Genomic DNA, 15,372 nt, shown 5'->3' with positions numbered 1-15,372 from the left:
CAAATCGTCTATTTTCTATAGCTAAGCGTTAGTCTTATTTAACTTTCTTGTCGTTTCACGAATGATCAATTCTGGGAAAAAGTGACGGTATCCTTGGCTTGCTCCTTTTTCAGTAATTTTCTTTAATAGCATTTCGCCGCACACTTCCCCCATACGAATGATGTCTTGTTTAACGGTAGTCAGTTTTGGGGAACTGATTTGATCAAGAAATACGCCATCGAAACCAATAACGCCAAATTGATCGGGTAACTGTCCGCCAACTTGTGTGATGCCACGAACGATACCAAGCGCTAAACGATCAGAACTGCAAACAAAACACGTTTTATCTGAAAATTCGTCCCAATGTTCCGTGATATATTTTTCTGGTGTGGTGGAATGATTATCAAAACGCAGCATTTTCGGAGTTAGCCCAGCCTCTTCCATCACTTTTAGATAGCCCGCTTCTCTAGATAGTTCAAAAGGTTCTGCTTCATCAATGCCGATATAAACAACCGTTTGATAACCAACTTCTAAGGCATATTGTGTCGCTTTGGCGGTCCCATATTGATTATCGCTATCAACATAATCATAGCCCATACGATTTTCACCAAATAACACGACTGGCTTTTCTAGACGATTGATCCAATCAAAATCTCTTTGACGCACGCCAGTGATGATATAACCATCGCAGGAGCCGACGTCAAAAGCATCGTTGGTCACTAATTGCAAGGAATAGTGCTCTTTACCAATCCTTTTAGCAATTCCCATGAGTAGATTCATATAATAGGGTTCCGTGGTATCGATTTCCTCAAGAATAAACAACTTGATGATCTGTGAACGGTTCGAAACTAACGCTTTTGCTGCAATATTTGGACGATAATCCAATTCAGCCATGGCTGTAAAAACTAGTTCCTTTAGCTCATCAGTGACTTGTTCTGGATGATTGATCACCCGAGAAACCGTCATTTTCGAGACATTTGCTCGTTTAGCTACATCTGCCAATGTTGGCATAAAATCTCCCCTTCCATGCCTAATTCCATAACTATAGTCATTATAGCAAAGATTTGTGCTAAAAAAGAGCAACTCTCAAGTAGTTCTGAAAAAAAATCTATCAAAGAAAAAAATTTCTCTTTGATAGACGTTTTATCTATTTAGTCCTCTTACTTACTATATAGACACAGCCATCATTTGGCTCAAAAAATCCGCTGCTTCATCCATCAATGGGACTTCAACCATATGACGTTTTTCCGAAGAAGCACGAAAGACGATTCCCTTACCATAAGACTTATCTTGGTTTTTTTTGACAAATTTAGACACTTGTCGAAAAGGAATCTTTTCATCTTTTTCACCATGCCAGAAAAATAAAGGACGACCTGCTAATTTTTCTGGTTGTAAAGATAGATCATATTGGTTAACCCAAGAAATCAAATCAAAGTAGTCAACGGGCAACTTGTACTGGAATTCTTGTGCTCTACGTGAGATTTCTTCACCATATTCAAGTGGTGATGGTGATCCCATCAAACAAATTCCGCCAGTGATTTCTGGGTGTTTGGCTAGCAATGCACAAGTGGTCATTCCACCCATTGACACACCACCCACAGCTAATTTATCTGAAAGAAGTTCACGTTTTTTTAGATGTTCGATCAATGTATCAAACTCGAATAGATTCCCGTAGATACTACTCCAAAAAGTAAAGGAAGGAATTTTTGAAACGGGTTGTTTACGCTCGCCATGGTTCATCGCATCTGGAAGCAAAACTCGCATCCCTTTTTTAGCCATTTTTCTACCTTGAGTCAATACAAGCTCCTTGCTTGTCTGCCAACCATGATAGTAGATCACTACTGGGATTTTCTCTGTCTTCAACTCTTTTTGGACAACTTCTAATACGGGTATGTTTTTGATGGTTCGTTTCAAAATAATTGGATTCACTGATTGATTCACCTGATTTTCATTAGATTGGTTGACCGTAAAGACAACCATAAACTTAGCATGACTTGTACAAGGCATAGTAGCCCAAATGTAATAGTATAAAAATCCATTCTTTTAACAAAGAATAACATGGCGAATATTCCTATGGTTCCTAATCCTATGGATAAGGCTGGGGAAATCGACATTTTAAAGAAGCTAGCCACACTACCAAAAATATTACCAATAAACACCATTAGAAAAAGAAAAATACTTAATATTACCCCATCAGTTAGTGAGATTGGGAATAACAAGGAATTCGCTTCAATGGGTTGTTGGATCGCATGGGTCCCTAAATACATACTAAGAAAAATACTACATATATGACTGACTCCAATGACCCTGTTCATTCGCTTCATCGCGCTCACCTGACTCTCTTTATAATTCTATTATAATCATTTTATCATTTTTTTAAAGTAATAAACGTTTATTCTTTTCTTCAATCGCATTATTTCTGATATGATGAACATAGACGCTACTGAAAGGAGTTCTTATTATGTTCGATCCAAAAATGTTAGCGATGATCTTTTTCATCAATTTCGCTTACATCACATTAAATACCCTACGCTTTATGTTGACCATGAAAGGCTATCGCTACATCGCTCCATTAGTTAGTATGGTTGAGATCACTATTTATATCGTTGGTTTATCGCTGGTTTTAGACCGCTTAGATAATCCATTGAATTTGTTCGTTTATGCGTTAGGCTATGCTGTTGGTATCAGTGTTGGGATTGCCATTGAGGATAAATTAGCACTAGGATATATCATGGTAACGACGATCCTACCAGCAAATACTTCAGAGGATAAAAATTTACCGATCATTCTTCGACAAAATGGGTTTGGAGTGACTCAAACGTCAGCAACTGGTTTAGAAGGTGAACGGTTAGTTCTAGAGATTTTATCTCCACGCAAAAGTGAACGTGAGCTTTATCGCTTGATCAAAGAAGTTGAAGAACGCGCTTTTATTATCTCCTACGAACCAAAATATATTTCTGGCGGATTCTGGACAAAGAAAGTGCGCAAACGTCGAAGTAATGTGAAATGAATATTCACAAAATAGACGATGATCCGATGAAATTTTTTCATCCGACCATCGTCTATTTATTTGTTTTATTAAAAACCATCGACAATTCCTCATCATTTTGTTATTATATTGTATATCATTAAATTTATGGGAGTACTTATGGAAATACAACAAAAAACAACGACCTATCTACATTGGGGATCTGTTTTTGCCGTTTTGAATGCTTTACTTTTTTTCTTTTATGCTTATTTTAAGACTTCAAGCATCCCATGCAATTCATTTGGCTGGTTATTGCTTGACCATTCCGAGCTGAACCAATCGACTGACAACCCAACATTCTTGATTCTTTCTACTTTCTGCGGCCTTATCTTCTCGTTATGTTTCGCCGCCTATTTTGCTAAAAAAAAGATGAATACATTTAATGAAGTAAATGTTATTTTCGTGATACTGAAATCACTGAACCTTTTAACAGCTATGCTCTATACGGTTAATCAAGATTCACTTTTTTTCTTCATTATTAACGGTTTAGTTGTGATTTTAACGATATTTACTTTCTTTATTTTTTCATTGATCACCAAGCAATTAAGAATGCCAATGGTCATACAAACCAGCACCTTTTTCTGTTTTTGCTATAGTCTCGTAGCACTATTCATCCTAGCCTTTGCGCCATCGATTAATTCTGCCAATATCCAAATCACTAGTAATATTCTAGATATCTTGTTTATTGGGAATTTGGCTTATATGATGCGGCATTTTCGTAAAGCAGCATGATCCCAATGAGATCTGGACAGGAGTGTTAAGTCTCGTGAAATCAGGCAGCATCCACAAAAATTATTTTCTAATTTTTGTGGATGCTGCCTGATTTTTCGAAGTAGTTCCTTCTGTTCTCACTTTTTTCGGTTTTAGTCGGCGGGATCCCCGACAATTGTTGAGGTCATATTTTCTTGATATAAGAATAAGATTTTAAATCCAATTGCCGCATGACTTCGACCAACGCTTGTTCTTTAATAAAGGCGGCTTGCATCGGTGTTTCCGTTGAAGGTTTATATTTTTGTAGCAATGCGTCATTCCTATCCTCTGTTACAGGCAAGAGCAATTGATATTGCTCCTGTTGGACAACAACCCCCGCTAATAATAAGGCATCTAAAAAAATCGACTCACGGCGTTTTTTGTATTTGTTTTCACAAATTCGTTCGATAATCACTTCTATTTGGTCAAAAAAATAGGTTTCATTCACATCGCCAATCAACTGCCCTAGAGCCTGAAATTCCTCATATAGTGGGGTTTGCTGTTTTTGGAGATGGAAATACGTTGGTAAAGAAACCACGTTCTCTCCTTGGTTGAGCGTTACAAAGCGATAGTTCTCATTTCCTGCTTCCAACCGCACAATCGTAGGAACTGAAAAAGTAGTGGCATAAAAATAAGGAGACGTTGTTTCATGGCAGAAATCCCAAATTTCTTCTGATAAGAAGAGATTTCTGAGGTGTTCCGGTTGTTTCATTAATTCATTGATCAATTCTTTAGTCAGTTGATTGATCTCTGTTTGGAAATCTCCTTGGTCATAGACCGGAAAAGCACAGCGGTAACGGCGATTTTCTCGGATGATCAAGCCACTATCGATCATTTGATCAAGAAAGTGTTCCATTTTCTTTTGGGGAAATGCTTTCTTTAGTTGGCGTAAAATGACCTCTTGTGAGCCTTGTTCGATCAAATAGTCGATCATTGGTTGGAAGAGCGGATGCTCAATTAGTTTTCGTTCGTTCTCTAAAGAATAAAAATATTGCATATCTGTTTACCTGCTTTCTATGTGACACCTTGAATGAAAAAAGCGGGAGGTCCCAGTCAACTGGTTACACTCCCACTCCCTTCTTCCAATCTCATTGCCTAATTGAAAACTTCTGTTAATTGAGGTACCACTTGTTTTTTACGTGAAACGACCCCTTGTAAAAATGCGCGATTATTTTCTAACTTCACGCCAAAAGCTTGTTCAACTTGTTCTTTTCTTTCACCAGCAATCAATAATTCTGAGTTGCTGTTCAAGATGTCTGTTACAACAAGAACAAAAAGATCATACCCATTTGTCGCGATCTCTGTTTGCATAGCAGTTTCAAGTTCAGCTTGACGATCCATTACTTCATTTAGATCAACTGTATTGACTTGAGCGATACGAACACTTGCTTCACCCATAGGGAAACTTTTCGCATCTAGATCAAGTAATACTTCTGCTGGTTTATCACTTAGATTTGTACCTGCTTTCAACATGTCTAAACCATACGCTTCTAAGTCTACACCAGAGATTTCAACTAGCTCTTTTGCAGCCAATTGATCTGCTTCTGTTGAAGTTGGTGATTTGAACAACAATGTATCTGAAATGATTGCTGATAACATGATTCCAGCGATTTCTTTCGGAATCTCAATTTGATTTTCTTTAAATAATTTTAGAATGATCGTACTTGTACAACCCACTGGTTCAGCACGATAATACAATGGATTCGCTGTTTCAAAGTTGGCGATACGATGATGGTCAACTACTGCTAGAATCGTAGCTTCCGCAATATCTACCACACTTTGTTGGAATTCATTATGATCGACAAGCATGACATCTGCTTGTTCCTCTTTGATCGATGTGATCACTCGAGGCGCCTCTAATTTGAAGTAATCTAGTGCAAATTGTGTTTCTTCACTTGGCGTGCCTAAAGCGACAGGCTCAGCGTTTACTCCTAATTGATTTTGCAAATATGAAAATGCAATCGCTGCTCCAATTGCATCTGTATCAGGATTTTGATGACCAAAAACTAAAACTTTTGACATTTGACTCGCTCCTTTTTGTTTTCTCCTATTCAATAATAGCAAAAAAACGGAAAGAAGCAATACTTATCTTCCTTCCGTTCGCGTCTATCTAGTTAAATACTTTGTATAATCTTCGATATGAAGAAGACGTTTTGCATTTTCTACTCGTTCTTTTGTCGGTGGTTCGATTCCTTCTAATGGATACGTCAAACCAAGCGTTTCCCATTTGTATTTACCCATTGTATGATAAGGAAGGATTTCCACACGATCGACATTTTCAAGTGTTTTGATGAATGCATCAAGGCGGATCAAATACTCATCATAGTCACTACGTTCTGGGACTAACACATGACGAATCCAGACAGGTTTCTTGATATCTGAAAGATACTGAGCCATTTCTAAGATATTTTCATTGCCCCAATGAGTTAATTTTTTATGTGCTTCGTTATCGATGTGTTTGATATCGAATAACAGTAAGTCCGTATAGTTCATCAACTCTTCAAAACGAGAAAAGAAAGGCTCATCATGGCTAAATGGTTTTCCACATGTGTCGATTGTTGTATGAATGCCACGTTCTTTCGCCTTTTGGAATAATTCGATCAGGAAATCGATCTGCAATAAAGGTTCACCACCACTGATCGTGATCCCTCCTTGTTTCCCCCAATAAGAACGGTAACGTTCTGCTTGGTCTAAAATTGCATCTGTGGTATATTCTTTTCCTCCACCAATATTCCAGGTGTCTGGGTTATGGCAAAATTCACAACGCATGCGACAACCTTGCATGAAGACGACAAAGCGAACGCCTGGTCCATCTACAGACCCAAATGTTTCAATCGAATGGACATAGCCTTTTGTTTGTTCTTCCATTTTAATCACTTCTTTTCTTTAGTTTCTTTCGTTATGAGCCACGGACAATGTTGCGACTTCTCAACACGCTGTGAAGAGGAGATCTATCTGTTTGCCTCTAACACTCTATATATCCTTTTTTTACATATAGTTGTAAAAAAGGAAGACAAAAGCTCATGCGGAACTTTTGCCTTTCCTTTTTACACTGCATTAATTGTCTTACATTCTGTCGTGTGACGTTCTCATTAATACGTCTAATTGTTGTTCTCTTGTCAAGTCACGGAATTTAACCGCATATCCAGAAACACGGATCGTTAAGTTTGGATATTTCATTGGGTTTTCCATGGCATCACGCAATAAGTCATTACTGAATACGTTCACGTTCAAGTGGTATGCTCCTCTTGAGAAGTAACCATCTAAGACGTTACGTAAGTTGTCGATTCTTGTTTCTTCATCTTTCCCTAAACCAGAAGGGTTGATTGTTTGTGTATTAGAGATACCATCACGTGCGTGTGCATAGTTGAATTTCGCAGTTGAGTTCAAGCTTGCAAGCAACCCATTTTGTTCTGCTTGATAACTTGGGTTTGCACCAGGTGCTAAAGGTTTACCAGCTTCACGTCCGTCAGGTGTATTCCCAGTATTTTTCCCGTAAACGACATTTGATGTGATCGTTAATAATGAAGTTGTCGGAGTTGAATTACGGTAAGTTTTATGACGTTTGATTTGACCCATGAAGTATTCTAAGATCCATTCAGCGATCTCATCGGCACGGTCATCGTCATTACCATATTTAGGGAAGTCACCAGTTACTTCAAAGTCAACTGTGATCCCTTTGTCATTACGGATTGGTTTAACTTGTGCATATTTGATTGCAGATAAGCTATCTGCTGCGTGAGAGATACCTGCGATACCTGTCGCAAATGTACGTTTCAAGTCAGTATCCATGACAGCTAATTGTGCTGCTTCATAAGAATATTTGTCGTGCATATAGTGGATGATGTTTAGCGTATTGACATAAAGCTCAGCTAACCAGTCCATGATGTTCATGAAGTTGTGTTTTACTTCTTCAAAGTCTAATGTGTCGCTTGTGATCGGACGATACTCAGGACCTACTTGTGCGCCTGTCATTTCATCCACGCCACCGTTGATCGCGTATAACAAAGCCTTAGCTAAGTTTGCGCGAGCACCGAAGAATTGCATATCTTTACCAACAACCGTTCCAGATACACAACATGCAATCGCGCAGTCATCTGAACCCCATTGTTCACGAAGCAAGTTATCATTTTCAAATTGGATCGAAGAACTTTCGATCGCAATTTTACTTGCATACGTTCTGAAGCCTTCTGGTAAGTTTTCTGAGTATAAAACAGTCAAGTTTGGTTCTGGTGAAGGTCCCATATTTGTCAATGTGTGCAACATACGGAAATCATTTTTTGTGACTAATGAACGTCCGTCTAAGCCCATACCAGCGATTGATAAGGTTGCCCAGATCGGGAAGCCAGAGAACAATTGGTTGTATTCAGGCGTACGTGCAAATTTCACCATACGTAATTTCATTACTAAATGGTCGATTAATTCTTGTGCTTCTTTTTCAGTGATCACACCGTTGTCTAAATCACGTTGGATATAAATGTCTAAGAATGCAGAGATACGTCCGATCGACATAGCTGCACCATTTTGAGATTTGATTGCAGCTAGATAACCAAAGTATAACCATTGAACGGCTTCTTTTGCGTTTGCAGCTGGTTTTGAAATGTCATACCCATATTTTGCAGCCATTTCTTTCATTTGAGCTAATGCACGATATTGTTCTGAGATTTCTTCACGAAGACGGATAACCTCTTCACTCATCGTATGGTAGCCTGTATTGTCATGGTCTTTTTTCTTTTGAGCCATCAAATAGTCGATTCCGTATAATGCGATACGACGGTAGTCACCGATGATGCGGCCACGTCCGTAAGCGTCAGGAAGTCCAGTGATGATCTTGTTTTTACGTGCAGCACGCATTTCTGCAGTATAAGCATCGAATACACCTTGGTTATGTGTTTTTCTCCAGTCTGTGAAAATATGTGTTAACTCTTCTTTTGGCTCATAGCCGTTACTTGTTAACGCATGATTCGCCATGTTGATGCCACCAAATGGCATGAATGCTTGTTTCAAAGGAGTTTCAGTTTGCAGACCGACGATTTTTTCTAAATCTTTGTCTAGGTATCCTGCTTCGTGAGAAGTGATTGTTGATACGACATCTGTATCCATGTCATATACACCATTACGTTCAAATTGGATATCATTCAATTTTTGTAATTTTTCCCACAAATTTTCTGTTGCTTCAGTGGGTTTTTCTAAAAAGCTGTCATCACCGCGGTATTCTGTATAGTTGTTTTGGATAAAGTCACGTGTATCCACGCCTTCTTTCCACTTAGTTCCTTTAAATCCATTCCATTGTTCCATCGTATGGACCTCCCGTTTCTGTTTTATGTAACAGTTTTTACGTGATAAGTATAACACATGTCGCCTCCAATGCAAGGGTTTTCTTGTTTTTTTATTAACAAATAAAGCAAATATAAAATAATAGTAGTTATTAAAGCTGATACATAGGCATTTATCTATTGTGAATCTATTCATATTTTATTTGTGCAAGTCTTAATTTTATGTTAATAAATAAAAAATAGCTGGCAACTGTAATAATACAGTTGCCAGCTATTCCATAAAAAACTATAACAGTTATTCCTTGATATCCATCGTTGGAGAATCAATCACCATTTGTACTTCTCCGCCTTTTTTCTCATCTAAAACAAATGAACCGTTGGACGTACGATCACCAATTGGATAATCCGTCGGATCGATTGGTAATTCTTGTCCTTTTTGATTGATCAACGTCATCGTTTTGGCATGCCCCTCTGACATATAGATCACTCGATGTGGTTGTTTCTTTAATTCTCGCAATACAGTCACACCTCGTTTGGCACGAGAAGTCTGACTGATTTCTTGTGCAAGCATTCGTTTTACTGCCCCACGCTGGCTGACGATAACGATAGGCGTATCTCCTTCTGCTAAGACAAGTAAACCATTAACGACATAATCTTCTTCTTTCAAATTGATCGATTTGACACCTGAAGCCTTCGTTCCAACAACTGGCACTTCAGTCAACGGATAGCGTAGGCCCATTCCTTGATGCGTAACAAGGAAAATATCACGATCTGTTTGTTCTTTTTCAAGATAGACAGCCACTAATTCATCTTCACTGGCTTTTAGCTTCATGCCACTCAATGGACGACTCTTATACGTACGCCATGGTTCAAAATCTGTCATCCGCGTCTGTTTGATCAAGCCGTTTTTACTGATAAATACAAATGTTTTTTCGGAATCGATTTTCTGATAGGGGAATACCGCTAAAATGGATTCATCAACAGCTAGATTCACTATCGTTTGTGAGATATGCTCACCGGCATCTTTCCATTTCAAATCTGGTAGTTCGTGAACTGGTCGATAGATCACATTGGCTTTATTGGTGACCAGTAACAAATGATCTAACGTATTCAGTTCCCCAGCATATAGAAGATAATCTCCTTCACGCATACCGATTTCTTCTGGTTTTGATGCACTATAGGAACGAAGGCTTGTTCGTTTCACATAGCCTTCACGTGTGACACTGACAATGACATCCTCTTGCGCAACTAATACTTGTGTATCGATTTTGATTTCTTCGATTTCATCTTCGATCATCGTCAAGCGAGAAGAAGCATATTTCTTCTTGACTTCACGTAGTTCTTTTTTCATGACAGAAAATAATTCTTTATCGTTTGAAAGGATTTTATTTAATTCAGTGATCAGAGCAATCAATTCTTGCGATTCACGGCGTAGTTCGGTAATGTCTGTATTCGTCAAACGATAAAGCTGTAACGTAACGATTGCTTCAGCTTGTTCTTCTGTAAATTGGAACATTTGGACTAAATTGTGCTTCGCATCTTTTTTATCTTTACTCTCACGGATCGTTGCAATGACTTCATCTAAAATCGATAGAGCTTTCATCAGCCCTTCAACGATATGTTGTCTTCTTTGCGCTTTCTCCAAGTCAAACTGACTACGTTTGGTGATCACTTGTTTGCGGTGCTCGATGTAACTACTTAAAATATCCTTCAACCCTACTTGATGAGGGGTCATATGATCGATTGCCACCATATTGAAGTTGTAGTTGATCTGTAATTCGGTATTCTTGAATAAATAATTCAAGATTCCTTGAGCGTTAGCGTCTTTTTTCAATTCCACAACGATCTGTAGACCCGTACGATCACTTTCGTCACGAACTTCTGCGATCCCATCGATTTTCTTGTTCAAGCGTATCTCATCCATTTTTTTGACAAGAGTCGCTTTGTTCACTTCGTAAGGAATCTCAGTGATCACGATTTGTTGCTTGTTTCCTTTGATAGATTCGATCGCCGTTTTTGAGCGTAGGATCACTTTCCCACGACCAGTTTCATAAGCTTTCTTGATTTCATCTTTTCCTTGTAAAATGCCCCCAGTTGGAAAATCAGGACCTGGAATGAATTCCATCAATTTGTCTAAGCTGGCTTGTGGATGGTCGATCATATAGACCGTTCCATCAATGACTTCCGCGAGATTGTGCGTTGGTATCTCAGTAGCATAGCCCGCAGAGATACCGGTTGATCCATTGACTAATAGATTGGGGTATCTCGCTGGTAATACAGTCGGCTCTTTTTCAGTGTCATCAAAGTTCCACACAAGGTCGACCGTATTTTTTTCAATATCAGCAAGCATCTCACCACTCAATTTCGATAAGCGCGCTTCTGTATAACGCATCGCCGCTGGTGGGTCTCCGTCCATACTTCCGTTGTTTCCGTGCATTTCTACGAGTACTTCTCGTAGTTTCCAATCTTGGCTCATACGAACCATTGCATCATAGATACTGCTGTCACCATGAGGATGATAATTACCCATGATATTCCCGACAGATTTTGCTGATTTACGGAATCCTTTATCAAACGTATTGCCGTCTTTGTTCATCGCAAATAAAATACGACGTTGAACGGGTTTCAGACCATCACGGATATCCGGCAAAGCACGTTCTTGAATAATATATTTCGAGTAACGTCCGAAGCGGTCACCCATCACTTCTTCTAACGTTAATTCTTGGATTTCTTGACGTTCTTCCATTAGGTGACCTCCTATTCTACCTCTACTGATTGTTCATTTTTGTTTTCTTCTGCGCGTTCTTCTTCTAATAGGTCATTAGAAACAGACGCGGAAGTCTCAGTTTCTTCTTTTTTGTCTAGAATACTACGTTCTTCTTCTAAGCTGAATTGGACATGGTTTTCGATCCATTTACGACGTGGTTCGACTTTATCCCCCATCAAGGTGGTTACGCGTCGCTCTGCTTGCGCAGCATCATCGATCCTCACCCGGATCAAGGTCCGAGAGGTTGGGTCCATCGTCGTTTCCCATAACTGCTCCGCATTCATCTCCCCAAGACCTTTGTACCGTTGCAACATATAGCCTTTACCGACAGTCTTGATGACTGCAGCTAATTCGTCATCGGTCCATGCATACTCGACTACTTGTTTTTTTCCTTGGCCTTTAGATACTTTATATAGCGGCGGTAAAGCAATGTAAACTTTCCCTGCTTCGATCAATGGTTTCATATAGCGATAGAAAAATGTCAACAACAAGACTTGGATATGGGCACCATCGGTATCCGCATCGGTCATGATGATGATCTTGTCATAGTTGCAATCTTCAAGTGAAAATTCAGGCCCGACGCCGGCACCGATCGTATAGATCATCGTATTGATTTCTTCATTTTTTAAGATATCTTGCATTTTTGCTTTTTCGGTATTGATGACTTTTCCTCGAAGTGGCAATATCGCTTGAAATTTCCGATCTCTCCCTTGTTTGGCTGATCCACCGGCTGAATCTCCTTCGACAAGATACAATTCATTTTTCTTAGGGTTTCTCGATTGTGCAGGTGTTAATTTTCCAGAAAGTAATGATTCGCCCTTTTTACGTTTTTTCCCATTACGGCTTTCTTCTCTGGCTTTACGAGCGGCTTCCCTTGCTTCTCTCGCTTTGATTGCTTTACGGATCAGCATTTGGCTCATTTCGCTATTTTCTTGTAAGTAGAAGCCCATTTGTTCGCTCATGACATTATCAACGACGGAGCGAGCAATCGGTGTACCTAGTTTTTCTTTCGTTTGTCCTTCAAATTGTAGCAAATGTTCAGGTACCCGGATCGACAAGACTGTCGCAAGTCCTTCACGGAAGTCACTACCTTCTAGGTTCTTATCTCGTTCTTTCAACAAGCCTACTTTACGGGCATATTCATTGTAGGCTTTGGTCATTGCTGTTTTCATGCCGACTTCATGTGTCCCACCATCTTTTGTTCGCACGTTGTTAACAAACGACAGGACATTTTCAGAATAGCCATCATTATACTGATAGGCCACTTCTACTTCGATTCCTTCTTTTTCACCAGAGAAATAGACTACTGGCGTCAACGTATCTTTTTCTTCATTTAAATACGCAACGAATTCTTTGATTCCTTCTTCGTAATGAAAGACTTCTTGAACTGTTTCGTCACCTCTTAGATCTGTCAAAGTGATTTTTACACCTTTTAACAGAAATGCAGACTCTCTTAAACGTTCAGATAACGTATCATAGGAAAATTTAGTGGTTGAGAAAATACTATCATCTGGTAAGAAATGAACAGACGTCCCATTGGCTTTCTTCGTTTTGCCAATTTTTTTCAACGTTCCGTCTGGTTTTCCACCTTGTTTGAATGTTTGTTGGTATTCGATACCATCTCGGACGATCGTCACTGTTAGCCATTTAGATAAAGCATTGACGACACTGGCACCTACACCATGAAGTCCACCAGAAGTTTTATATCCTCCTTGGCCAAATTTACCGCCGGCATGTAGCACAGTGAAAATAACTTCGACCGTTGGGATACCTGAAGCATGCATGCCAACAGGCATACCACGTCCACTATCCGTAACAGTCACACTGTTATCCTCGTGGATCGTCACAGCGATTTCATTTCCGTAGCCTGATAAAGCTTCATCTACGGCATTATCAACGATTTCATAGACTAAATGATGCAAGCCTCGGCTATCAGTCGACCCGATATACATCCCTGGTCGTTTTCTTACTGCTTCTAATCCTTCAAGAACTTGGATCGAGGCATCATTGTATTCATTTTTAATTTTTTTTGCCAAGGCAAACGCTCCTTCAATAATACTTGCGATATAACCGCACCACGCTTATCATACTAGAAAAGTCTTCAAAAAAAAAGAGGGAAGGTCAGAATTACAAGAAACAACCAACTCTCCCGCTTTTTTCTTTCTTTTCTCTCAGCTTGTCAGTGGTAACGATCACTTACTCTTTTTTGATAACAGGTCAAAACATTTTTCATCACTTAGCTAAACCGTTTGCCAGTAAAAGTGTCACTGACTATCAGGATATGTGCTTCTGTTATTTCTGTTATTCCTGTTTTTTATTGTTCCATTTTTGCTAATTCGATCTTGATACAGCGATCCATGACGATATCATTTCTTCCAGCTGCTTGGAGCATTTCAGCAGCTTCTTCATTCTCAATGCCTAACTGTGCCCAGAAGACTTTCGCATCTGTTTTCAGAAAATCTACCGCTACTTCTGGTAAAAACTCACTACGGCGGAAAATATCCACGATATCAATAGGTTCATTGATATCTGTCAGCTGTGCGACAACGGTTTCGCCTAACACTTCTTCCCCTGCCAATACTGGATTGACTGGAATGATACGATAGCCGTGTTCTTGTAGTAATTGTGCGATCTGATAACTTGTCCGTTCAGGCTTATTACTTAAACCAACGACCGCGATCGTTTTTGCTTCTTGAAGATAGCGAAAGATATTCGCTTGTTCTGGATTTTTAAATGACATGTGGATGACTCCTTTCGATCGTTCGATTTTTTCGATTGTTTGAAGCATTCTTTCATGCTAAAATATACATTAGCTTCAACTTGAAAGAGGTTAAAAAATGAAAATAATCTTATTGTTTATTGTAGCATATCTTTTGGGTTCCATTCCATCTGGAGTATGGGTTGGTAAAATCTTTTTTAAAAAAGACATCCGTGAACACGGTAGTGGAAATATGGGAACGACCAATACATTTCGTGTTTTAGGTAAAACCGCTGGAATAGTGGTATTATTCATGGACATCTTAAAGGGAACATTAGCTACTGCCTTACCCGTCATCTTCCATGTCACTTCTGTCAACCCGCTATGGTTTGGTGTCTGTGCGATCTTAGGACATACATTTCCAATCTTTGCTAAGTTCAAAGGTGGCAAAGCAGTGGCGACAAGTGCCGGTATGTTATTAGGCTTCAATCCACTGTTCTTTCTTTATTCATCAGCAATTTTCGTGATCAGTTTATACTGCACGAGCATGGTAAGCTTAACGAGCATGATCAGTGCGGTCTTGATCACTTTATCCACCATCTTCTTACCATACATTGCACCAGCAATCTTACCAGAACCAAATTTACTTTTGACGTTGATTGCTTGTGGTGTCTCCGCTTTTATTTTTTACCGTCATAAAGACAATATCAAGCGTATCAAAAATAAAACAGAAAGCCGAATCCCATTCGGTTTGAATAGTAGCAAAAAGAAATAATCTTTTTGATGAATGATAAAAAACAATGCCTTCTAAACAAATGACTGATCGATTGCTCAACAATTCGTTCATTTGTTCAGAAGGCATGTTTTGTTTCAT

13 protein-coding genes are annotated in these 15,372 nt (G+C 39.1%); 3 read left to right on the top strand and 10 right to left on the bottom strand.

What is annotated here, in order from left to right; translation table 11 throughout:
• Positions 1-21: 21 nt before the first annotated feature.
• The 3 genes from IGJ99_RS05810 to IGJ99_RS05800 all read right to left on the bottom strand — a co-directional run bounded on the left by IGJ99_RS05810 (position 22) and on the right by IGJ99_RS05800 (position 2,303).
• Complete coding sequence (locus IGJ99_RS05810) at positions 22-990, bottom strand: LacI family DNA-binding transcriptional regulator (protein WP_010735724.1); 969 nt, start codon at positions 988-990, stop codon at positions 22-24.
• Between the two features lie 156 nt (positions 991-1,146).
• Positions 1,147-1,908, bottom strand: a complete 762-nt coding sequence (locus tag IGJ99_RS05805; RefSeq protein WP_096081472.1) for an alpha/beta fold hydrolase — start codon at positions 1,906-1,908, stop codon at positions 1,147-1,149.
• 8 nt (positions 1,909-1,916) lie between these two features.
• Entirely contained in the window at positions 1,917-2,303 is a 387-nt protein-coding gene (locus IGJ99_RS05800) for a hypothetical protein (protein WP_041684187.1), read from the bottom strand.
• Positions 2,304-2,440: 137 nt separating this feature from the next.
• Here IGJ99_RS05800 and IGJ99_RS05795 point away from each other — a divergent pair, with 137 nt between their 5' ends.
• The gene (locus IGJ99_RS05795; protein ID WP_019724126.1) at positions 2,441-2,989 is read left to right on the top strand and encodes a DUF2179 domain-containing protein; all 549 of its coding nucleotides are present in this window, start codon (positions 2,441-2,443) and stop codon (positions 2,987-2,989) included.
• Between the two features lie 138 nt (positions 2,990-3,127).
• Positions 3,128-3,739 (top strand): hypothetical protein, encoded by a 612-nt coding sequence (locus IGJ99_RS05790; RefSeq protein WP_041684186.1) that lies wholly within the window; start codon positions 3,128-3,130, stop codon positions 3,737-3,739.
• 163 nt (positions 3,740-3,902) lie between these two features.
• On the opposite strand, the gene IGJ99_RS05785 is transcribed toward IGJ99_RS05790, so the two are convergent.
• The 7 genes from IGJ99_RS05785 to IGJ99_RS05755 form a co-directional block, all read right to left on the bottom strand.
• Positions 3,903-4,754, bottom strand: coding sequence for a DUF1803 domain-containing protein (locus IGJ99_RS05785; protein WP_023519493.1), 852 nt, complete (start codon positions 4,752-4,754; stop codon positions 3,903-3,905).
• Between the two features lie 98 nt (positions 4,755-4,852).
• Positions 4,853-5,779, bottom strand: coding sequence for a manganese-dependent inorganic pyrophosphatase (locus IGJ99_RS05780; RefSeq protein ID WP_019724232.1), 927 nt, complete (start codon positions 5,777-5,779; stop codon positions 4,853-4,855).
• An 84-nt stretch (positions 5,780-5,863) separates the two neighbouring features.
• Entirely contained in the window at positions 5,864-6,625 is a 762-nt protein-coding gene (gene pflA, locus IGJ99_RS05775) for a pyruvate formate-lyase-activating protein (RefSeq protein WP_010735731.1), read from the bottom strand.
• A gap of 198 nt (positions 6,626-6,823) precedes the next feature.
• Positions 6,824-9,055, bottom strand: coding sequence for a formate C-acetyltransferase (pflB, locus tag IGJ99_RS05770; RefSeq protein WP_010735732.1), 2,232 nt, complete (start codon positions 9,053-9,055; stop codon positions 6,824-6,826).
• A gap of 273 nt (positions 9,056-9,328) precedes the next feature.
• Entirely contained in the window at positions 9,329-11,779 is a 2,451-nt protein-coding gene (gene parC, locus IGJ99_RS05765) for a DNA topoisomerase IV subunit A (RefSeq protein WP_349520248.1), read from the bottom strand.
• Between the two features lie 11 nt (positions 11,780-11,790).
• Positions 11,791-13,836, bottom strand: coding sequence for a DNA topoisomerase IV subunit B (parE, locus tag IGJ99_RS05760; RefSeq protein ID WP_023519491.1), 2,046 nt, complete (start codon positions 13,834-13,836; stop codon positions 11,791-11,793).
• 278 nt (positions 13,837-14,114) lie between these two features.
• Complete coding sequence (locus tag IGJ99_RS05755; RefSeq protein ID WP_010735735.1) at positions 14,115-14,540, bottom strand: CoA-binding protein; 426 nt, start codon at positions 14,538-14,540, stop codon at positions 14,115-14,117.
• Positions 14,541-14,637: 97 nt separating this feature from the next.
• Between IGJ99_RS05755 and plsY the strand changes: the two genes are divergently transcribed.
• A complete protein-coding gene (plsY, locus tag IGJ99_RS05750) occupies positions 14,638-15,273 on the top strand; it encodes a glycerol-3-phosphate 1-O-acyltransferase PlsY (RefSeq protein ID WP_226076324.1) in 636 nt (211 codons plus the stop codon).
• Positions 15,274-15,372: the final 99 nt, after the last annotated feature.

Source organism: Enterococcus sp. AZ095b, from assembly GCF_051714725.1.
Classification (GTDB): Bacteria; Bacillota; Bacilli; order Lactobacillales; family Enterococcaceae; genus Enterococcus_B; species Enterococcus_B pernyi.
This window is presented reverse-complemented; position numbering and strand designations above follow the sequence as displayed.

Coding starts and splice junctions, on each gene's coding strand:
- IGJ99_RS05810 (WP_010735724.1), bottom strand. CDS start 990: ATGCCAACATTGGCAGATGTAGCTAAACGAGCAAATGTCTCGAAAATG.
- IGJ99_RS05800 (WP_041684187.1), bottom strand. CDS start 2,303: ATGAAGCGAATGAACAGGGTCATTGGAGTCAGTCATATATGTAGTATT.
- IGJ99_RS05795 (WP_019724126.1), top strand. CDS start 2,441: ATGTTCGATCCAAAAATGTTAGCGATGATCTTTTTCATCAATTTCGCT.
- IGJ99_RS05790 (WP_041684186.1), top strand. CDS start 3,128: ATGGAAATACAACAAAAAACAACGACCTATCTACATTGGGGATCTGTT.
- IGJ99_RS05785 (WP_023519493.1), bottom strand. CDS start 4,754: ATGCAATATTTTTATTCTTTAGAGAACGAACGAAAACTAATTGAGCAT.
- IGJ99_RS05780 (WP_019724232.1), bottom strand. CDS start 5,779: ATGTCAAAAGTTTTAGTTTTTGGTCATCAAAATCCTGATACAGATGCA.
- pflA (WP_010735731.1), bottom strand. CDS start 6,625: ATGGAAGAACAAACAAAAGGCTATGTCCATTCGATTGAAACATTTGGG.
- pflB (WP_010735732.1), bottom strand. CDS start 9,055: ATGGAACAATGGAATGGATTTAAAGGAACTAAGTGGAAAGAAGGCGTG.
- parC (WP_349520248.1), bottom strand. CDS start 11,779: ATGGAAGAACGTCAAGAAATCCAAGAATTAACGTTAGAAGAAGTGATG.
- IGJ99_RS05755 (WP_010735735.1), bottom strand. CDS start 14,540: ATGTCATTTAAAAATCCAGAACAAGCGAATATCTTTCGCTATCTTCAA.
- plsY (WP_226076324.1), top strand. CDS start 14,638: ATGAAAATAATCTTATTGTTTATTGTAGCATATCTTTTGGGTTCCATT.